This is a genomic window from Paraburkholderia dinghuensis, from assembly GCF_003837865.1.
Taxonomy (GTDB): Bacteria; Pseudomonadota; Gammaproteobacteria; order Burkholderiales; family Burkholderiaceae; genus Paraburkholderia; species Paraburkholderia dinghuensis.
The window spans coordinates 1-19,225 of record NZ_RQIS01000011.1 but is presented as its reverse complement, the minus strand read 5'-3'; the positions used below and the strand labels follow the sequence as shown (position 1 = coordinate 19,225).

Here is a 19,225-nt window from a genome sequence, read left to right as displayed (position 1 = left end):
ATATGAGCGCGCCGCAATGGGAAAGCATCAGCGGTCTGCAACGGTTCTTCATGGACTGGTTCAATCAGGAACGCACGAAAGCTGTGCTCACCTTCCCGGTCGTCACGGCCGCCATGCTGGTGAAAGACGGTCAACCGGTGGATCAAACGTTCGCTCGAGACTGCGCGCGTTCGATGAGCGAGGGCAATAGCTTCTTCGTCTACATGAGCGAATCGGCGGATAGCCTGGCCAGTTGTTGCCGGCTGCGCAACGAATTCACGGATACGGAATTCAGCTACACGCTGGGTGCCGGTGGTGTCTCTACCGGGTCGCTCAACGTCATCACGCTGAACATGAACCGGCTGGTGCAGGACAAGCGCGAGCTGGCGACCGAAATTCGCAAGATCCAGCGCTATCAGTTGGCGCATCTCAAGCTGATGCAGAAATATCAGGCGGCTGGCATGCTGCCTGTCTACGACGCCGGTTTTATTTCGATGGACAAGCAGTATCTGACCATCGGCATCAATGGCATGGTGGAAGCTGCTGAGTCCCTCGGGCTGGAAATCGGCCCCAATGAGGCATACATCGGCTTTGTGCAAAAACAGCTCAAGGTGATTTACGACCTGAACCGGGCAGCGCATGCCGAGTTTGGCCACCGCTTCAATACCGAGTTCGTTCCGGCTGAAAATCTGGGTCCGAAGAACGCGAATTGGGATAGGGCGGCGGGCTACAAGGTGACTCGTGACTGCTACAACTCGTACTTCTATGTGGTCGAGGATCTCGAGACCAACGCACTCGACAAGTTCCAGTTGCATGGCAAGGAGGTCATCCAGTACCTCGACGGCGGCTCGGCGCTGCATCTGAATCTGGATGAACGACTCACCGAAGCGGGGTATTTGAAGCTGTTCGGCGTCGCCGCTCGTACGGGCTGCAACTATTGGTGTGTCAACGTGAGGACCACGATCTGTAACGATTGCGGTCATATCGACAAGAAGACTCGCCACGAGTGCGAGCACTGCGGCAGCCGCAATGTCGACTTCGCAACGCGCATCATCGGCTATCTGAAGCGGGTGTCCAGTTTTAGCCAGCCGCGCCGCTTTGAAGAGAAACTGCGGCACTACCACCGTAAAGCTGCATAACGGCTCCGCTCTTCACGACAACACGCTGCTTTACACAACCAGGAAAGCCCCTTTCGCCACAGCGCGGGCGGGGCTTTCTGTCGTGTGCTCTTTCTTTCTGATTTCCATTCGGACCCTGCGGGCGCTCCAACGCGCAGCGCGATCCGATATCCAGCGGCTACCCGGAACGTGACCTGCCCCATGCGAACAAAGCCAACCTGGCCTTCCATCGTTCTTCCGGACACATCGGCCACGCTGCCTCGCGAAAGAATGGACGCCAGATTCCCGAATACGGCCCTCTTCCGCTAAGCCTTAGTGCGAATCGCTGATTCGCTTAGTCGTGGTGTACACGTCCGAAGCCATATTGCGCGGGAATGCAGACAAAATCCGCCGACGGCGCATATGAAAAGCCGTATCCGACGGGGCCCAGCGCTCCTTCACGGCGCCCTGAGCCCCGGTTTTCCGCCGGAACACGACACACAACGTTACTATTAAGATGAGTTTTCCTTTCGAATCGCGGCTTCAAATAACACAATGGCGCGTGCAACAAGGCACGCGCCACCGTGAAGACCGGCTAGTCCGAAAACCGGCCGGCCAAAGAGGCACCGGCCTGGTTCGGACTCAGTCGTTGTACTTAGCGAAGTTGTAGTAGTTCACGCCATCCGCATTCCAGTTAAGCTGGAGAAGCCGTGAGACACCCGTCGTCAGCGCCGGGAACGTACAAGCCGGCGAACAGGTTTGCGCACCGCTTTGATCCACGCCTGCCGTCACCGTTGCGCTGTATTGGCCCCCCGCTTGCACTGTCGGCGCCGAAGTCTTCCACCAGCCATCAACCTCGGCCGGAGTGGGCGACGACGTATCCGAACCCGCCTGAATCTGCACGCCGCTCACGAGCGGAGCGATATTCTGCCCGTTGACAAGACCCGACCAGTCGACGTTTACGCTTGCCTGAGCATCCGCCAGCGAACCCGACGGATTTGTGAAGTTGGCCAGCACGTCACTGCCAAACGTCTGCCACGGCACGCCTGCGGCGGCATTCGATAACATTGGTGTCGTCGAGTTGATGATCGTCGCGGAGCCAACGACCGCGCCATTCACGTCGTAGCCCGTCGCGGTATAGACGCTATTCGCTGCGGGCAGCGTCTGCGCCGTCAGTGGCGTCATCGGGTAATAGCCATTGTTGTTGGCCTTCGGCGCAAACGTGAATGTGGTGACACCCGGCATGGCCTGCCACGACCAGCGGTAGAGCGACGTATTCGAGCTGCTCACCACCGGCGATGTCGGAGCCGCCGTCACTGCCGCGCTGCTCAGCGCCAGAGTGTTGTTACCCGTTCCACTGCGCTGCTCAAGCCATACACCGCCGTCCGGCAGGCCCGGCCCGGTCACATTGACCGCATTGACGTTCGGCTGATTGACCCAATTCGCGTGTGTCGCGATGCTGATGTTCAGGCCCGACTCGTAACGGTTGCCGTTGGCATCCGCCGTATCAAGGAACTGACGCTGCGCGAGGAACGACGTGATTGTCACGTCATAAGCTTCCTGATTCCCGATCACGTCCCACACGGCAGGGCTCGTTGGGGTCGCTGCCTGCGTCTGCTGCACGACCGTCACGGCGAAATTGTTCTGGCCGCTGGCGCTCGTGAAATAGAGCCGCACCAGTGCGCTTGGATTCGTGATGTTCGGCAACAACGGGCTCTGCCCTGCTGGCCAGTACGCGAGCGTCTTGGCTCCGGTGATCGTCGCACCGGTTGCACTAATACCGGGGTGAAACGCCTCGAACGCGGCCGTCGCCGAATTTTCGTTCGCGCTGCTGTAGCCATTCTCCAGATAATTCGCGTCGATTGCCGACGAGCAGGCCGTGGTCGTGCCAGCGAAGCACGACGAGAGTTGCGACAGCAGGGTCGCCAGATAATCCGGCGCGATGTCGGAAGGCGGGGCAGCGAGCGTCGTCGTCGAGGTTGTGGCCGAGTTCAGCGATACGGTCGTGGTCGGATCCGAAACGCTTGACAGTTGCAGACCACCGGATGCGGACGGCGCCACCACCACCGAGTCAATCACGGCATCGGGGCCGGTCTGGTTCGGCGTAAAGGGGGTGCTGATCGGATCGAAAGCGCCCGTCACGTTATTGGCAGCGAGAACTGGCGCGAGGATCCCATTGAGTGTCGAAACAGCGCCGCTGACATTCGCAGGTGTGACCTGTGTGGTCAGCGTCGACGGGTTGGTCAGGTCCATCGGGTTGCCGTCGCTGGTCAGTTCTGCGGCGACCGCCGTGGTCAGCGGCGTGATGTTCGCCACTGCGGGGGCGCTGGAGCCGGTCGGCACGCTGGCCGTCACGGAATACATTGGTGCACTCACGCCACTCGGATCGGTCGCGACTAGCAGAAACGGTGCGGTCAATCCTGCGAGCGGAATCGAATAGCTGCCGCTCACGTCGCTGGTCGTCGTGGTGCTCTTGCCGGTCGCGTCGATCAGCGTGACATTTGCGCCCGCGAGCGCGTTACCGACAGCCACCGTACCGCCGATGCTCGAAGGCGTGGGCGCGGAAGCGGTCGGTGATCCCGAACTACTACCGCCGCCGCATGCGGCAAGCAGCGACAGCGCAAACGCACCTGCCACCGTGAGTTTCAGCCCCGTTTGAATATTGCGCAGTGATTCCTTCTTCTGATTCATTTTATTTAGGTCCTTAAATTAACTGCTTATGGATTAATTTGCAGAAGGTATTGCACGTATTCCCGAGGGAGCTGCAATCACTGTGTCGCATAGCCAATTCTGGTTCGGCCGATAGGGAAAAACCATTTAGCTCCCCCGAAGGAATTCCCGATAAAGACACTTACGCTTTGTTTCGCGCGACTATATTCCGACCTAAATTCAACGCCCATGATCCAAACCAAATTCAAAGCGTGTGGCTTTAAGAAAGTGGCCCCGTGGAGACTCTCGGCAGGCCAAGTTCCTGTTCACGGCCAGCATGTGTCGAATCCGCAAGTCGAAAGAATAGGCGCAGGAAAAAGTGGCGCGACCGGTCTACCGGCATCCGAACTACGTCAGCTCGGTGGAACGTGGCGCGCGCAACCGGCCGAACCCGTCACCCCTCCCTGCGTGGGGATACCTAACTGAATTCCAGCGGCCGCACATGCGGCTACTTGCTCGCCTTCAGCATGGCGTGGATGCCGATAAGCCAGTCGATCGGTGGCGAGGCTATTCGCACGTTCAAGGTCATCCAGGCACCAGATAGCCACCGTCTTTCTCACGGTCGAATCTGATTCCCACCACATTTGATAGGAACCAGATCGCCGTCTATAGCCCCTTATGTACATACGGGACCGGGTATTCGCCAGCTTTGGTCAATCCAGGATGGACTTGCACGTCCAAGATCGCGCCTATGCTGGGCGCCCGAAAAAGCGGGTTTACAAAGAGCCCTCTTACGGCAAGGCGATATCGGTCAACGCGCGACGGCGTTGAGCAGTTCCGCGGTCGACGGTGTCTCGGCCGGGAAACCGTACAGCCGTTCGGCGTTCTTGTGGGTGAACTTCTCGATATCCTCGTCTTTCCAGCCCGCCACCTGCAGGCCAACCCGGCGTTGCGATTCGGGCCAGGTGCCTTCAGGGTGCGGGTAGTCGGTGGAGAACACGAGGTTGTCCGCGGGCAAGGTGTCGATCGTTTTCATCGCCACCGAGTCCATCATGATCGAGCAGAAAATGCTCTGCTTGAAGTACTCGCTAGGCCTTTTCTTCAGCGTGATCGAAGTCTCGGGGTGCGCGTTGTAGATGCCATCCATCGTGTGCATCAGCCAGGCTGCCCAGCCGCCGCCGACTTCCAGGAAGACAAACTTCAGCCCGGGGAAGCGCTCGAGCACGCCGGTCGAGCACAGCTCGGACGCGGTGATGATGCCGTCGGTACAATCCACGCAGTAATTGTGCACGCGGCCAGCCGAGAACGGCGTGCTCTTGCGTGTGCCGCTACGGATGTGGAGGTTCACTGTCATACCGGTGTCCTGAAGCACAGCCCACAGCGGGTCGTACTCGCGTTTGCGATAGGGCATTTCGATCGGATAGATCGGCATCTGCAAGTTCGTGTAGCCCATCGCGGCCAAACGCTGCACCTCCTTGCAGGCGGCACCAATGTCCTTTATCGGCAGAGTCGCCGAAGGCTGGATACGTGAGCTGTAGGGCTTATATACATCCATCGCCCAATCGTTCCACACCTTGCAGACGGCGAGCTGCAGCTCGGGGTCCGGGTCGAACAGCGCCCACGTGGCGCCGCCCTGGATCACCTCGGCCACCGTTTGGTCGCGGTCCATGTGCTCCAGGCGGCGAGACGGCTTCCATCCATCGGCGTCGTTCATGTCGAACTCGCGCACCTGCTGCCACGGGCCACCTTCGCGGCCTTCCCTCAGGTGCTCCATCGTCAGCACCTTCTGGCCGCGGACCCACAGATAGTTCTTGCCATCGTCGCCCTTGGCGACATGCGGGATGCCGTCGTGGAACTTTGATGCCACGCTTTCGATGTAGACCTCGCGCGGCGCGTCGGCGTGACTGTCGCTCGAAATGATGCGGTAGACCATATTTGACTCCTCGCTCCAATGGGGTTGATCCGTAGAGCCGGCGGCCACTTCTCGGCGGCCGGCCTACGCCGCGATGCATCAGTTCGCTGTCTTGCAGGGACTCCAGTGCATCGCTACCCAAACGATAAGAGATACCTCTATTGTGCATCCTTAAGCTGCGTCAAGGATTTATTACCAGCGCAGGCACTTAATAGAGGTGCCTGTACAGTCGAGCCCGCCCTCGATGCCGGTCCGCTAGGCTGCCAATCCATAAATCTTCCAGGAGACATTCATGAATGACACCTCAACCGCCGCCGTAACCAGCACTCCGGTGGATCGTTCCAAGCTGCCGCTGGTGTACTCGTGCTCGGGCTGCTCAAGCGCGGCGCAAATGGCCAACTACGTGGCTATTCAACTCGACCGTCGCAACCTGGCAGAGATGTCGTGCATTGCCGGCGTCGGCGGCGGCGTACCGAAGCTGGTGAAGGTCGCCAAATCGGGCCGACCGATTGTCGGCATCGACGGTTGCGCGCTGGCGTGCGTGAAAAACTCGCTGGCCAAACACGGCGTCGAGCCGGTGGCGTGGCACGAACTGTCGGAGTACGAAGTACAGAAGGTCTACCAGGCTGACTTCGATCCGGCGCAGGCCGAGGTCGTGCTGGCCGAGGTGATCAAGACCGTGCCTCCGGCGGCGGCCTGACTCAACGAAAGTGCGTCGAACCGCGCAGTACGTGCAGGGGTGGGCCGCGTCGCGCGCCCGCCAGGCGCGGATACCGCATGAAACATCTTCGAAGGGAGGGCATTTGGAAAAAACTTCAATTGCGATAGCCATCGCGGGCAGCGGTGGCAGCGGCGTCATCACGACTGGCAGCCTTCTGCTGGAGGCCGCTGGTCGCGCTGGTTGGTACGGCCAGATGACACGCTCGGTGGGCGCGCAGATCCGCGGCGGCGAGGCGGTGGCGATGCTGCACCTGGCAACGCGGCCGGTGCGCGGCGTGGCTGACGGCTTCGACCTCCTGGTTGCGCTGGACTGGCAGAACCTCGCCCGTTATGCCGCCGAGATGCCGCTCGGTCCAGGTAGCCTGCTGGTCGGCGATTCGGAACTAGGCGATGCTCCTGCGGAACTACGAGCGAGCGGTGCCGCGCTGGCAGGCGTGAGATTCCGCGAGCTAGCGCAGACGGTGCCTGGCGGGCGACCCAACATGGTTGCATTTGGGTTGGTGGCCGAGATCATCGGCCTGCCAATCGAGGTCCTGCACGCGGTAATTGAGCGCGCGATTGCCGTCAAGGGTACGCGCGCGCTGGAGGCCAGCCTGCATGCGATGCAATCTGGCCGCGCAGCAGCGGCGGCCTTGCCAGTGCTGACGCTGCCACCACGACCTGCCGCATGCAGCAGCAGTCGCTGGCGCATCAGCGGCAACCAGGCCACCGGCCTGGGCGCCGTCCGCGGCGGCGTACGCTTCGTGGCCGCTTATCCAATCACTCCAGCCACCGAAGTGCTGGAGTGGATGGCGCCGGCGCTGGAGCAGATCGGCGGTCAGCTCGTGCAGGTCGAGGATGAACTTGCGGCGATCAACCAGATCATCGGTGCCTCGTACGGTGGCGTTCCGGCGATGACTGCCACCTCCGGTCCCGGGCTGTCATTAATGACCGAGTCCATCGGGTTGTCGGTGGCGTCGGAGACTCCGGTGGTAGTGGTGGACGTGATGCGTGGCGGACCATCCACCGGCATCCCTGCCAAGTCCGAGCAAGCCGACCTGAACATTGCGCTGTACGGCCTGCATGGCGACGCACCGCATATCGTCCTGGCGCCGAATTCGGTGGCCGACTGCTTGTTCACGACGCAGTGGGCTGTGCACCTCGCGGAGACGCTGCAAAGCCCAGCACTGGTGCTGTCGGACCAGTTGCTGGGTCAGACCCAGGCAGTGATCGACCCGCCGCCGACGATCGACTTTGCCACACGCCGTCTGCTGGCTGACGCCGACGTAGTGGCCGCGCGAGGCGCACGCTACGAGCGCCACGCGAACACACCCTCTGGCGTCTCCCCAATGGCGCTACCCGGTATGAAAGGCTGCCAGTACACAGCTGATGGTCTGGAGCACAACACCGCTGCGTTACCGTCATCGCAGGCCGACGACCACACCCAACAGCTCGACAAGCGCCTGCGTAAGCTCACCGACCACGATTACGGCGCCGCTTGGGCTGACGTGGAGGGCGACGGCGAATTGGCGCTGATTACTTGGGGATCGTGCACAGGTGTAGCGCGCGAAGCCGTCGAGCGGCTGCGCTCGAACCACGGACGTGCTCGGATGCTCAGCCTGCGGTTGTTGTGGCCACCGCGGCCCGAAGAGATGGCCAAAGCACTGGCCGGTGTGAAGCGTGCGCTCGTGGTCGAGCAAAGTCACGGCGCGCAGTTCCTCCACTACTTACGCGCGCACTACGTGTTGCCGCCCGAGGTGGCCTCGCTGCGCCGCCCCGGCCCACTGCCGCTGCGGCCAGCGGAGATTACGCAGCGCCTGCTCGAGGAGATCGCATGATGGACATGGCAGAACCCCTGTGCCCGGCAGCAGCGTCAACGGGCCCTGATATGTACCGGTCCGACGTTAAGCCGATCTGGTGCCCTGGATGCGGCGACTACTCGGTGCTCGATGCGCTGACCCATGCGCTCGCGCATCTGCAGTTGCCGCGCGAGCAGGTGGCGATGGTGTCCGGTATCGGCTGCTCGTCGCGCATCCCGGCCTACACCAGCGTCTATGGCTTTCATGGCGTACACGGCCGCGCATTGCCGTTGGCCACGGGCTTGAAGTTGGCGCGGCCAGAGCTGACGGTGTTGGTGGCCGGCGGCGACGGAGACGGTTTCTCCATCGGCGGCAACCACTTCCTGCACGCGTGTCGACGCAACGTTGACCTCACCTACATCATCATGGACAACCAAGTTTACGGCATGACCAAGGGCCAGGCATCACCGACCACCGCGCCCGACTGGACCGGCAGTGAGCTGACGCCGGAGGGCACCGGCGTTAATCCGTTCCAGCCGCTCGTGATCGCGCTGGCCGCCGGTGCTACCTTCATCGCGCGTTGCTTCAGTGGTGAACCGGCCAACCTGGCGCAAACCCTTGTCGAAGCGATCCGCCACCCGGGCTTTTCCGTGGTGCAGGTGCTGAGTCCGTGCCCGACCTTTCGCCCTGAGCAGCGCCAGTGGAAGAAGTTGGTGCGCCTTTTACCCGAGGGACCGACCGACCTGCGCAGCGCCGCACGCGAACTGATGGGTGACGATGGGTTTTCAGTCGGGCGAGCGCTGTACCGCACCGAGCGCAAGGTTTTCGGCGCTGCGCCCCGCGGCGACGCGTTGCCGGTGGCAGCGCTGGACCGGGAGTTTGTCCTGTGAGCATGGACACGAACATCCAAGCCCTCGTCGGCCGCTCGCTGGAAGACCTGTTTGCTTACGCCTGCGCGATGGAGCAGGAAGCGGCGCGGCGCTATGCACAGTTGACCAAAATAATGGTACAGCACGGCAACCCCGAGGTGGCCCAACTTTTCCGCCGGCTCGAGTGCATCGAGGCGATGCACTCGACTTCTGTCGAGACCGCTGCGCGCGAGTCCCGAGTCGTCATTTCTGCGCCCAGCGCAGTGATTGGCCTCGGGCTGGCCGGCGCTGAGGTGGCCGACTTCGAGGACATGCATTACCTGCATCGGCCACGCCAGGCGCTTGAGTTGGCACGCCAATTCGAGCAGCGCGCCGTGCAGTTCTACGACGAGCTGGCCCGCCATACGGAGCGAGTCGATGTACGCGCGGCGGCGTATCGGCTCGCCGACGAGGAACGCTCCCACGTCCGCGAACTCGATCGCTGGCTGGCACGCTACCCACAAGTCGAAGATGGGTGGGACGAGGATCCCGACCCGGTCGTCGAACTAGAGTGAATACTATTCGAAAGGAGATACAACATGGCCCTGATGATCCAAACCAATTGCAGTGCCTGCGACGCCTGCTTGTCCGAGTGCCCCAACCAAGCGATCACGAAGGGCAAGCCCTATGTGATCGACCCGGCCAAGTGCTCCGAGTGCGTAGGCTTTTTTGACGAGCCACAGTGCGTGGAGATGTGCCCAATCCGCGGCTGCATCGTGCCCGATCCGGCGCATCCACGCGCAGCGGCTTGAGGAGCGGATACGCGGCTGGTGCCCAGCTTGCGACAACGAGTGGGTCGCGTCTCGTGCCGCAAGATGCGATGGGTGGCGGGCTTCGAAGCAGGCTATACCGCTCGCCCCACCAGCAGCGCCATAAGCACCTCGCGCAGTGCGGCTGGTGCGGACGCAAACTACTGCTCTGCTCCGCAGGCAACGCGCTGCGCCCAGCACTGCTGCCACATACCGATGTGGCAGGCTGCGCTCGATCACTAACGCCTCATCAACCGGTGGCACAGTGACGCCGCCGCGCGGCAGTACCTTCAGTCCTTCGATAACCTCGGCGGGTAGCGACGAGAGATTGGCCAGAGTTCGTTTTTTGACCTTGCCGCTATCGCGATAGGATTCGCGCAGCAGGATAGCGGGCGTCAAGTCGCGACTGGGAACGTGTTCGATGTACACGAACACGAATCAAAGCATCCGTTTCGGCAAAAGGCGAGGCGAAATTGGCAATGGTATAGTTACATCGGGATGCTAATTAGTCTAACTAGTTTGTGGCGTCATCGTTGTAGCGATGTAGTTAGCTCGTCACACAGTTCTGAACCCACCCCGAGTACACCCTCGAAGCCGGCGCCGATGCGCGCTCGTTGATGCTTGCGCGCGTGCTTGCGACACCACGCGTCCGGCCATTTCCGAAACGTCCATCGACCGCGCAGAATATCGACCGGCCGCCCCGCTATTGCCGCCCAGACATGGTGGCTCGGGCGGGCCGGTCGGGTCGGGTGGCCTCGAAAAGCCGTACCCACCCGACCGGCATGCAAACGTCAAGCCGCCACGGCCGCAGCGGTTTCCCTCTCCACCGCTTCGCGGGTGATACCGAACAGTCTCGATGCATTGCCGCCCAGCACCGCCGCCCATTGTTCTTCGGTCAGCCCCGGATTGGCAGCGCGCGCCTGCTCGACGACCTGCATGGAGCGCGGGAAGGTGCCCTCGCTGTGGGGGTAGTCGGTGGCGAAAAGGAAGTTCTCGGTGGTCAAACCCTGGATCGTGGAGAACGCGCCAGTGTCGTTCTGCACCGCGCAATGCACCTGGGCGCGCACTATGTCGCTGGGCTTGCGCGAGAGCTTCGGGCTAATGGCCGGGGCATGACCGTAGTAGACCTCGTCCATTCGCTCGGCCAGCCCATACAGCCAGCCCGCACCGCATTCGGCGAACAGGATGTGTGCGCTCGGGTGGCGGTCCAGCACGCCGCCGCCCACCATCTGCGCGATCACGTCCACCGCGTCATTCATCTGACGGGTGTAATTGTATAGCGCGCCGCCCGGGCCCTTCAGCGCGCGCAAGGTAACCTGACCCACGCCGGTGTGGAAGCACAGCGGAATGCCGGCCTGCGCGCAGCGAGCGACAAACGGATCCCACGCCGGATCATTGTACTTAGGCATACTATCGACGTTGGAGATCGGCAGTGTGACAGCACGGTACCCCTTCTGGATCACGTACTCCAGCTCAGCCAACGCGTCCTCCATATTGACGGTGGGAATCAGCGCAGTTGGCACCAGCTTGTTGCGCAGGCCGTCGAGGTAGTCCCAAGCCCAGTCGTTGTACACGCGACTGGCTGTGCGCACCGCCTCGGCGTCGGTGATGCGGCACACCAGCAAACCCAGACTGGGGAAGCACAACTCGGCATCCACACCGTCGCGGTTCATATCGACGAGGCGCTTCTTGAGATCGCGTGCGCCCAGGCGGCGGGTATCCAGGTCATCGGCCTCGCCCACACGGTGAGTGTGGAAGTTGCCCGGGATCTTGAACAGCACTGTCTCGCCCAGGCGATTCAAACGCATGCCGTTGTCGTCCATGCAGGCGTTCGGCGCCCATTGCTTCAGGTGTTCGGGCATACCAGCGGTGAACAGGTCCAGCGGTTCAACGATGTGGGCATCACAGCTAAAAACGAAAGGCTTCATGGACTCTCCTCGCAGTCTGGTTCTGATGGGGGTGCGGCAGTGCGCGATACGGCTGCAGCTGAGGCCAACTATAAAGGTACCTGTATCGACGTGAATTGAGCTAGATCAAGAGCGCGGCGATTTGATGTCAGGTTATTTTTAATCCGTTGATATCCGTTATTTACGCCTTATTTTGTATCGCGCCACTGTAACCACCCCTGATTGATGATCTCTCATACACCGCAATAAAGTTACCTTTATTAACAAATTCACACCAAAAATCGTCTGATGAATTCCAGCGTGCTGGACCTGCGCATCACCGACGGCGACAACACCCTTGCGCTTAACCGCCGTGGGGTACGTCAATGTGCTGGACTTCCGGTGGAAAGATCTCGTCCTTGAACAGATCGACTGCGGTCACGCAACTCGCACGCTAGCGGTTTAGCAGTGCGAAAGCATCGAGCTTGCCCTTCTTTAAACCGTACTTCCTGATGATCGACCCGGCACGCGCGAACCGCCTCACGATCACGTTGTCGTAGTACGCCTCGATCGACCGGCTGAGGTACGTGCCCATGCCGGCCTCCCAGGCGCCGCCGACGACGGCCGACAGGGACGGGTCGAATTGCACGGGGAATCTTTCCGGGACATGGGAACGGCAGGCCGCGAGCGCAACCGCCGGCCGCAGTCGTGGGCAGTCTCGCCATTGTCACTGCGGACGAGTCCCGTGCCGGGCCGCACGTGGCGCCTGTGTCCCTGCGTGGTAATCGTCCGCATTCGTTACGCAGTTCAAGGAAAAAGCCGCGCCCGGTGACTAACCTGATCGCAGCCGTTAAACAGGCCAGGGCGCCCGCGTGGCGGCCTTCCACACAAACGTCCCACCTGCCGCTGCCGCGGCCTATCCACACGAGAGACACCATGTACAGCTTCGTATTCACCCACGACGCCCACGTCATTGAACCGGACGACCTGGTCTCCAAGCACCTGCCCGAGCGGTACCGCAGTAGCGCCCTAAACGTCAAGCGCTCCGACGGTTACGTCGCCTATTGTGCTGGCGACAACGTGATCTACCACATGAAGCTCGACCGCAAGGACGGCGACATCAGCCGCTCCGAGGTCGATGTGGAGACCAAGCGTGCCGGCAAGATGCCCGGCGGACGCGACATCGGCTTTCGCCTGAAGCAGATGGCCGATGCCGGCGTGGATTCATCGATCATCTTCTCGGGCCTGCTGGGCTTTGCCGGCGCGCTGGAGCCAGGACCGTGCCTCGCGCACATGCAGATCTTCAACGACTGGTGCATCGATCACTTCAAGGCCATGCCGCATACCTTCGTGCCCAATGCGATGCTGCCGGCCTATAGTCCCGAGGCGGCGGTGCAGGAGTTCCGGCGTGTACTGGACCTGGGCTACCGCTCGGTGATGGTATCGATCGAGGCGCCCGAGGGCGCGCCGAACTACATCGACACTGCGTGGGATCCGCTGTGGGCGTTGGCCAAGGACAGCGGCACGCCGCTGACGATGCACTCGGGCACCAGCACGCGACCGATCCGCTACCGCGCCGCCGGCGCGGCCTGCATGAACTACTTCACCCTCGGGCTGATCGCGCAGGAGTCGATCGCCTCGTTGGTGGTAAGCGGCGTGTTCGACCGCCACCCCAGGCTCAGGCTGGTGAACTGCGAATCGGGCGCCGACTGGCTGCTGTGGATGGGCGAGCGGCTGGATGAGGTCTACCTCGGCCATCATGCGTATACGTATCCCAAGCTCAAGCGCCTGCCGAGTGAAACGCTGTACGAACACGTCATCGCCACCACGCATCGCGAGCGCGGCTGCATCCGCACGCGCCACCTCACCGGGCTTGACTGCGTGATCTGGTCGGATGATTACCCTCACGCCGAGGGCTGCTACCCCAACACCCGTTCGATCCTGAACGGCCTGTTCGACGGCATCGAGATCTCGCAGCGCGAGAAGGATCTGATTGTGGGCGGTACTGCGGCGCGACTGTACCACCTGGATCCGGTGAAGGCCCGAGCCGAGAAGGAACAGTTCCTGAAGCTGACGGCCTGAGCGTATGACAGGGGCCTGGACCGTGCTGCGATCCCGGCCTTTTCAATTATCTTCGGCAGGCTGATCTGGTCTGCTGCAGAAAACGGCGCACCCACCGGGACCCAACCCCGGAGATGCGCCGGCGCTGCGGGCAGCAAGATATCAGAAGTCAGGCGCCTGCCAATGGCTGCGGGTGCCGTGAATCAGCTCCATAAGCTGCTCCTTGAGCCATTGCACGCGCGAGGTATCGAAGTCGGCGGTGGCACGCGCCTCGTTGAGACTGGATACCGCGGCCATTCGCATCAGCACGGCGTGGCCAGCATCGGTAAGTGCCGGCACAGCGCCGGCGCGTTCGCCCTGCATTTCCAGCAGCCCGTGGCGGGCCAGCCGCTGCCAGTCGCTGCTGCCCACCTTGTGGCCCGATACGGCCACCAGCCGCTCAAGGCGCTCCGCCGGGCTACCGGGGTTCAGCGCGGCCGCGCCCATCAGAAAATACTGCGCCTCACTCAGCCCCTGGCGAGCCAGTTCGGGCAGGTAACCGAGGCGCAACTGGTAGTAGGCGCGGGCCAGCAGATGGCTCAGGCTGGCCGGACCCAACGCCTCGGCGAACTGATCGCCGGCCGTGCCGGTTGTCAACACGCTGTCGCTGGCGAGGCCCAGCGGGGGCTGGTCGGTTACCGTGATCGTCTGCACTTCGACGATCACCACGGTGTGGTCCTCGCCATCGTGATGCGTTAAGACGCGACAACCCAGCCAGGCCGTGCAGCCTTCGATCTCGGGCATGCCGTCTGGACCGGGGCCTCGCCCTATGTTGTCCAGCCGCTGGGCCCGGGCCTGATTGAACAAGCCCAGCAACCACGCCTGGTTCTGCGCCAGAAGGTTCAGTACCAGCGGGTGCCCGGGCGACAGACCTGACGCACCGGACAACTGTCCTTGCGTGCTCCACATCACTATCGGCGGATCCAGCGAGACCACCGACAGCCCGGTAACGATCTGGCCCAGCTCGCGCCCGGCGTTATCGCGCGTAGTGGCCAGCACCACGCCCTGCGCGAGACAGCCGGCCAGATCGCGCATCTGTTCGATACGGGCATTCATGCGGCCACCCGCGGGTGGTGGGGATCGGGCACGATACAGCCCATCACGGGACACATGTCTTGGCACTGCGGGGTGTCGAAGAAGCCCACGCACTCGCTGCAGCGGGACGGGTCGATTGTGTAGGGCCGCCCGGCGGTGATGGCTTCGTTGGGGCACTCCGACAGACAGGCGTCGCAGCGGCTGCAGATATCGAGGATCATCAGGGCCATGATGTGGGCTCCTTGGAAGTTGGGGTCATTCGGGTTCGTTGGCCGGATCAGGGTCGTCGTCCCAATCGGCTGCGGGCGGCGGGTAGCGGCTGCGCCAGACATCCAGCTCGCGCATGTGCCTGCGCTCCTCCTCCGCAAAGCGCTGGGCCAGTTCGCGCACCTCGGCGTCGGGTGTGGTGCGGGCCACGTCCTCATAGAACAGCGCGGCGCGCTGCTCGCCGCGGTAGGCCAGTTCGATGGCCTGGTAAGGGGTGGTGAGATAGTGCAGTTCGCCGGGATCAGGCAGTTCGGCGCCGCGCAGGCGATCGGTCGGACGCGACTGCACCACGTCCTCCGGAACACCCATGTCCACGCAGAGCGCGCTGACCTCGTAGACATGCACCCACTCAATGTCGGCCAGACGCTTGAACAGGGCGGCCACCTGGTCATTGTGGTGGGCGCTCAGCATGTCGGCCAGTTGCGTGTAGCGCTCGGCAGTGGCGCGCTCCATGTCGCGCGCGTACGCGAACAGTGAGCGCAGCGAGCGCCCGGCGCTGTCCACCAGAAATGCATGAAAGGATGTCATCGTTCGAATTCCTCATTGAGTCGCCTTGGCGGCGTAACGCCTCAGGTTCTTGAAATCCAGCGCCACCAGCAGATCAAAGGCCGATGCATGCGTGTCCTGCGGTGTGGTGCCGAGGCGCACCATCGCCGCGACCTCGCCGCTGCAGATCTGCGCGCCCACCGAGCGTGTCATGCAACCGTAACAGCCGGCGCGTCCGGCGGCTTCGAGCAGCATCGTGCCGGTGGAGATCGCGCCGGCGCCACCGCTGCCGGTGTCGATGAACGAAACCGAAGGAGATGTCATCGTGCTGCTTCCTGGCTTCGTGAGGAACGGGCTCAACAGTCCAGTACCGACAAGGACTCCTTGACGATGGCCGTAACCTTGGCCACGTTCTCGGGGTCGTAGTCCTGGCCATAGATCTTTTCGACTTCGTACTGCGAAAGCTCGTGCCACACCGCGGGCTCCACGCCGTGGCGCCTAAGCACGTTTTTCACGCAGGCCAGCGCACAGCCGTCGATGCCGATGATAGGCCGGCCCGACTTGGCCACCTTCACCAGCTTGGGCACATCCCCACCCACACCGGCGATGCATGACATCTCGGCCACGTGCTCGCGGTCCAGCACGATGGCGACCTTGTTGGCTGTCTGCGCGGCACTGGAACAGCCGGAACACGAATAGACCAAGGGAAACGATTTGTCGGTTTTCTGGGGGGCGTTCATTGCGAGGCTCCTTAGCATGAGTGGTCGAAACGGGCGCCCTCAGCAACCGTGGCCCAGGTCTATCAGGCCGCGCCGCACGATTGCGCAGGACGTGCAGTCATCATCGACCGGCCCGGCGATGGTGTACTTAATTTCGTTCAAGAACGCGATATGTCCCATTTGGAAAAAGCGATAATACAATTGAGATACCTCAATGCGGATTACTTGAGCTGCGTCAAGGAACACCCGGGGGAGTGCCTTAAGCTGTATTGAATTGACCGGCGCATGGACCGGTGCAGGAGACGTTAATGGAAGCACGCGACTTCGACGTGCCGCGGTACCTCTCGGTGTTGCCGCTGTTTTTGGAGATGACCCCACCGGAGCTGGAGCGGCTGGCGCGCGGCTGCCGGCTGCGCCGGCTGGGCCGTGGCGATACGGTGTTCCGCGTAGGCGAGCCGTGCAACGAGTTCCACGTGGTGGTGACGGGGCAGGTCAAGCTATTCGGGCTGTCGCCGCAGGGCGGCGAAAAGGTCATCGAGCTGGTCGGGCCGGGCCAGAGCTTTGCCGAGGCACTGATGTTCACTGGTCAGCGCTACATCATCAACGCCCAGGCGCTCACGTGCAGCCTGCTGCTCACCGTGGACAAGCAGGCGGTGCAACACGAGATCGAACGTGATGGCCGCTTCGCGTTACGCATGCTGGCGGGCATCTCGCGCCGCCTGCACGGGCTAGTGCGCGACGTGCAGTCTTACGCGCTGCACACTGGCACGCAGCGAGTGATCGGCTTCCTTCTCGGTGGCGCGGCCGATCCACCGCCGCCGAGCTTCTCGGTGGCGTTGCCGGCGAGCAAGGCCACGGTGGCATCGCGGCTGTCGGTGACGCCCGAATACTTCTCACGCGTGCTGCATGGGCTGGTGAATGCCGGACTGATCGAGGTGAACAAGCGCGAGATCCGCATCCTCAACAGCAAGCGTCTTGCCGCGCACACGGACGCCTTCGTTTGAGGTTCCTCAATAACGGACTGTTGGCCCTCGTGCAGTATTGCTACGCGCGACGACATTTCACTGAGACACGCATGGACTTCGACTACAGCCCCGACTGCCTTGCGATCCTGGACACGTTGCGCAAATTCATCGACCGCCATGTGCTGCCAGCCGATACCGGCTGGCACCGGGTGGCCGAGCGGGGCCTGTACCCCACGGCGGTGATCGAGCCGCTGAAGTTGCTGGCGCGCGAGGCCGGGCTGTGGAACCTGTTCTTGCCTGGTCTGCGTGCACACGAACCCGGCACCGGGCTGACCAACCTGGACTATGCTCCGCTAGCCGAAATGATGGGACGCATCCACTGGTCCAGCGAGGTATTCAACTGCAGTGCCCCGGACACCGGCAACATGGAACTGCTACACCTGTTCGCCACGCACGAACAGCGCGAGCGCTGGCTCGAGCCGCTGCTGGACGGCAGCATCCGCTCGTGTTTCGCGATGACCGAACCCGACGTGGCCTCGTCGGACGCCACCAATATGCGCACTTCGGTGCGCCGCGACGGCGACGAGGTCGTGATCAATGGCCGCAAATGGTTTGCCACCGGCGCGATCCATCCGCACTGCCGGTTTGCCATCGTGATGGGCGTGAGCGACGAATCGTCCTGCACTGCCCCGCACAACCGCCACTCGATGGTGATCGTGCCGATGGACACGCCCGGCCTGAGCGTTTTGCGCAATGTGACCATCCTGGGCCACCACTCTCCCGAAGAACATTGCGAACTGCTGCTGCGTAACGTGCGCGTGCCGGCCAGCCATCTGTTGGGCCAGGAAGGCCAGGGCTTCGCGCTGGCGCAGGCGCGCTTGGGACCGGGCCGGGTACACCACTGCATGCGCACCATTGGCCAGTGCGAGCTAGCGCTGGAGATGCTCTGCGAACGTGCGCTCGAGCGCCGCACCTTTGGCAAATATCTCAGCGATTACTCGAACGTGAAGGACTGGATCGGCCACTCGCGCGTCGAGATCGACCAGGCACGCCTGCTGGCACTGCGCGCGGCTTGGCGCATGGACCGCCACGGCAACCAGGCCGCACGGGTGGACGTCTCTGCGATCAAGCTGGTGGCCGCGCAACTGCAACAGCGCGTGCTGGACCGTGCAATCCAGGTCTTCGGCGCGATGGGCCTGACACCGGACACGCCGCTGGCATTCCTGTTCACCTGGGGCCGCGCGATGCGCTTCTTCGACGGCCCTGACGAGGTGCATCTGCGCGTGCTGGCGCAAGACGAACTGGGCAAGGCCAAACGTCAGCGCGGCTCAACCGCCCCGTACTACCGGCTAGCGCCCGAGGTCGCGCGATGAATCCGCTTGACCCGGACGTGAACGTTGCGGTGCTCGTCGAATGCATTCAACCGATGGTAAGCGTCAGGCGACGCTTGTAATTACCCACATCCATGTCGAAAAACCTGGTAGGCAGTATGACTGCCCATCCCTTTCCGTTCAGCCCGGCACCCGACGCGTCGCGTCGAGCCTCACTGGATTGGACTCCTGCCGGGCCTGCCGGTTTGACGCCGACTCCTTGTCTGCAATACACGGCCGAGGACCACTCATTGACACCAATCACAGGACATCGGAAACATCCGTGTTCTGCTTTGAAGGCCCGCGCTGCAACTTCCAGCGCCGCACGATATCGGATACTTGCAAAGCGACGGACTGAATCCGGACGGCCCAATTTCCCAGGTGCAACTCCTCGGTAAAACAGGCCGCTGGTTGCAGCAAACCCTATCTCACGGAGACGGAAATGAAGGTACGAAGTGCAAGCGCGTTGATTTTCTCTATCGCTTTTTCATGTGCAGCTTTTGCACAGACCGGGGAGCAACTCGCCAAAGCGAAAGGATGTACAGCCTGCCACAGTGTTGATGGTGTAGGCGTGGGACCGTCGTTCCACGACATTGCGCAACGCT

The 19,225-nt window shown here is 62.3% G+C and carries 19 protein-coding genes and 1 pseudogene; 10 read left to right on the top strand and 10 right to left on the bottom strand.

All coding sequences use genetic code 11. From position 1 onward, the window contains the following. A partial coding sequence (gene nrdD, locus D1Y85_RS27630; RefSeq protein ID WP_246024936.1) for an anaerobic ribonucleoside-triphosphate reductase occupies positions 1-1,118 on the top strand: 1,118 nt, incomplete at its 5' end. 600 nt (positions 1,119-1,718) lie between these two features. Here nrdD and D1Y85_RS15855 read toward each other — a convergent pair. Together D1Y85_RS15855 and D1Y85_RS15850 are read right to left on the bottom strand one after the other, a co-directional pair. After that, on the bottom strand, positions 1,719-3,767 hold the full coding sequence (locus D1Y85_RS15855) for a carboxypeptidase regulatory-like domain-containing protein (protein ID WP_124152029.1): 2,049 nt from the start codon (positions 3,765-3,767) through the stop codon (positions 1,719-1,721). Between the two features lie 769 nt (positions 3,768-4,536). Further along, positions 4,537-5,706 carry an amidohydrolase family protein gene (locus tag D1Y85_RS15850; protein WP_124152028.1) on the bottom strand — a complete coding sequence of 390 codons (1,170 nt, stop codon included), beginning with the start codon at positions 5,704-5,706 and terminating at the stop codon, positions 4,537-4,539. 223 nt (positions 5,707-5,929) lie between these two features. On the opposite strand from D1Y85_RS15850, the gene D1Y85_RS15845 reads away from it, so the two are divergent. From D1Y85_RS15845 to D1Y85_RS15825, 5 genes are all read left to right on the top strand, one after another. Continuing rightward, positions 5,930-6,337, top strand: coding sequence for a putative zinc-binding protein (locus tag D1Y85_RS15845; RefSeq protein ID WP_124152027.1), 408 nt, complete (start codon positions 5,930-5,932; stop codon positions 6,335-6,337). A gap of 103 nt (positions 6,338-6,440) precedes the next feature. Next, complete coding sequence (locus D1Y85_RS15840) at positions 6,441-8,174, top strand: 2-oxoacid:acceptor oxidoreductase subunit alpha (protein ID WP_124152026.1); 1,734 nt, start codon at positions 6,441-6,443, stop codon at positions 8,172-8,174. Beyond that, the gene (locus D1Y85_RS15835; protein ID WP_221410298.1) at positions 8,171-9,025 is read left to right on the top strand and encodes a 2-oxoacid:ferredoxin oxidoreductase subunit beta; all 855 of its coding nucleotides are present in this window, start codon (positions 8,171-8,173) and stop codon (positions 9,023-9,025) included. The genes D1Y85_RS15840 and D1Y85_RS15835 overlap by 4 nt, the downstream gene beginning before the upstream one ends. A 2-nt stretch (positions 9,026-9,027) precedes the next feature. Further along, positions 9,028-9,558 (top strand): ferritin-like domain-containing protein, encoded by a 531-nt coding sequence (locus D1Y85_RS15830; RefSeq protein WP_124152025.1) that lies wholly within the window; start codon positions 9,028-9,030, stop codon positions 9,556-9,558. Positions 9,559-9,582: 24 nt separating this feature from the next. Continuing rightward, positions 9,583-9,795, top strand: a complete 213-nt coding sequence (locus D1Y85_RS15825) for a YfhL family 4Fe-4S dicluster ferredoxin (RefSeq protein ID WP_124152024.1) — start codon at positions 9,583-9,585, stop codon at positions 9,793-9,795. On the opposite strand, the pseudogene D1Y85_RS28100 reads toward D1Y85_RS15825, so the two are convergent. The 3 genes and pseudogenes from D1Y85_RS28100 to D1Y85_RS15815 form a co-directional block, all read right to left on the bottom strand. Beyond that, positions 9,786-10,221: pseudogene (locus D1Y85_RS28100) on the bottom strand (IS1634 family transposase); the annotation flags it as partial. The gene D1Y85_RS15825 and the pseudogene D1Y85_RS28100 overlap by 10 nt on opposite strands. 362 nt (positions 10,222-10,583) lie before the next feature. Next, entirely contained in the window at positions 10,584-11,720 is a 1,137-nt protein-coding gene (locus tag D1Y85_RS15820; RefSeq protein WP_124152023.1) for an amidohydrolase family protein, read from the bottom strand. Between the two features lie 412 nt (positions 11,721-12,132). Beyond that, a complete protein-coding gene (locus tag D1Y85_RS15815; protein ID WP_124152022.1) occupies positions 12,133-12,327 on the bottom strand; it encodes a hypothetical protein in 195 nt (64 codons plus the stop codon). Between the two features lie 287 nt (positions 12,328-12,614). On the opposite strand from D1Y85_RS15815, the gene D1Y85_RS15810 reads away from it, so the two are divergent. Further along, entirely contained in the window at positions 12,615-13,760 is a 1,146-nt protein-coding gene (locus tag D1Y85_RS15810) for an amidohydrolase family protein (protein ID WP_124152021.1), read from the top strand. A gap of 141 nt (positions 13,761-13,901) precedes the next feature. Here the strand turns inward: D1Y85_RS15810 and D1Y85_RS15805 are convergent, their stop codons facing one another. From D1Y85_RS15805 to D1Y85_RS15785, 5 genes are read right to left on the bottom strand one after another with little or no spacing between them, the layout of a single operon-like run. Next, entirely contained in the window at positions 13,902-14,834 is a 933-nt protein-coding gene (locus D1Y85_RS15805) for a flavin reductase family protein (protein ID WP_124152020.1), read from the bottom strand. Next, positions 14,831-15,043: a YfhL family 4Fe-4S dicluster ferredoxin gene (locus tag D1Y85_RS15800; RefSeq protein ID WP_124152019.1), complete on the bottom strand. Its 213-nt coding sequence runs from the start codon at positions 15,041-15,043 to the stop codon at positions 14,831-14,833. Before D1Y85_RS15800 ends, D1Y85_RS15805 begins: the two co-directional genes overlap by 4 nt. Positions 15,044-15,068: 25 nt before the next feature. Then, on the bottom strand, positions 15,069-15,608 hold the full coding sequence (locus tag D1Y85_RS15795) for a ferritin-like domain-containing protein (RefSeq protein ID WP_124152018.1): 540 nt from the start codon (positions 15,606-15,608) through the stop codon (positions 15,069-15,071). A gap of 12 nt (positions 15,609-15,620) precedes the next feature. Next, positions 15,621-15,890, bottom strand: a complete 270-nt coding sequence (locus D1Y85_RS15790; RefSeq protein WP_124152017.1) for a 2-oxoacid:acceptor oxidoreductase family protein — start codon at positions 15,888-15,890, stop codon at positions 15,621-15,623. Between the two features lie 32 nt (positions 15,891-15,922). Next, positions 15,923-16,306, bottom strand: coding sequence for a putative zinc-binding protein (locus D1Y85_RS15785; RefSeq protein WP_124152016.1), 384 nt, complete (start codon positions 16,304-16,306; stop codon positions 15,923-15,925). Positions 16,307-16,593: 287 nt separating this feature from the next. Between D1Y85_RS15785 and D1Y85_RS15780 the strand changes: the two genes are divergently transcribed. From D1Y85_RS15780 to D1Y85_RS28095, 3 genes are all read left to right on the top strand, one after another. Next, entirely contained in the window at positions 16,594-17,289 is a 696-nt protein-coding gene (locus D1Y85_RS15780; RefSeq protein ID WP_124152015.1) for a Crp/Fnr family transcriptional regulator, read from the top strand. A gap of 71 nt (positions 17,290-17,360) precedes the next feature. Beyond that, complete coding sequence (locus tag D1Y85_RS15775) at positions 17,361-18,623, top strand: acyl-CoA dehydrogenase family protein (protein WP_124152014.1); 1,263 nt, start codon at positions 17,361-17,363, stop codon at positions 18,621-18,623. Between the two features lie 439 nt (positions 18,624-19,062). Beyond that, a partial coding sequence (locus D1Y85_RS28095) for a c-type cytochrome (RefSeq protein ID WP_148089151.1) occupies positions 19,063-19,225 on the top strand: 163 nt, incomplete at its 3' end.

Excerpts from the sequence above, each read along its gene's own strand:
- D1Y85_RS15855 (WP_124152029.1), bottom strand. The coding sequence starts at position 3,767 with ATGAATCAGAAGAAGGAATCACTGCGCAATATTCAAACGGGGCTGAAA.
- D1Y85_RS15845 (WP_124152027.1), top strand. The coding sequence starts at position 5,930 with ATGAATGACACCTCAACCGCCGCCGTAACCAGCACTCCGGTGGATCGT.
- D1Y85_RS15835 (WP_221410298.1), top strand. The coding sequence starts at position 8,171 with ATGATGGACATGGCAGAACCCCTGTGCCCGGCAGCAGCGTCAACGGGC.
- D1Y85_RS15830 (WP_124152025.1), top strand. The coding sequence starts at position 9,028 with ATGGACACGAACATCCAAGCCCTCGTCGGCCGCTCGCTGGAAGACCTG.
- D1Y85_RS15825 (WP_124152024.1), top strand. The coding sequence starts at position 9,583 with ATGGCCCTGATGATCCAAACCAATTGCAGTGCCTGCGACGCCTGCTTG.
- D1Y85_RS15820 (WP_124152023.1), bottom strand. The coding sequence starts at position 11,720 with ATGAAGCCTTTCGTTTTTAGCTGTGATGCCCACATCGTTGAACCGCTG.
- D1Y85_RS15810 (WP_124152021.1), top strand. The coding sequence starts at position 12,615 with ATGTACAGCTTCGTATTCACCCACGACGCCCACGTCATTGAACCGGAC.
- D1Y85_RS15805 (WP_124152020.1), bottom strand. The coding sequence starts at position 14,834 with ATGAATGCCCGTATCGAACAGATGCGCGATCTGGCCGGCTGTCTCGCG.
- D1Y85_RS15800 (WP_124152019.1), bottom strand. The coding sequence starts at position 15,043 with ATGGCCCTGATGATCCTCGATATCTGCAGCCGCTGCGACGCCTGTCTG.
- D1Y85_RS15795 (WP_124152018.1), bottom strand. The coding sequence starts at position 15,608 with ATGACATCCTTTCATGCATTTCTGGTGGACAGCGCCGGGCGCTCGCTG.
- D1Y85_RS15790 (WP_124152017.1), bottom strand. The coding sequence starts at position 15,890 with ATGACATCTCCTTCGGTTTCGTTCATCGACACCGGCAGCGGTGGCGCC.
- D1Y85_RS15785 (WP_124152016.1), bottom strand. The coding sequence starts at position 16,306 with ATGAACGCCCCCCAGAAAACCGACAAATCGTTTCCCTTGGTCTATTCG.
- D1Y85_RS15780 (WP_124152015.1), top strand. The coding sequence starts at position 16,594 with ATGGAAGCACGCGACTTCGACGTGCCGCGGTACCTCTCGGTGTTGCCG.
- D1Y85_RS15775 (WP_124152014.1), top strand. The coding sequence starts at position 17,361 with ATGGACTTCGACTACAGCCCCGACTGCCTTGCGATCCTGGACACGTTG.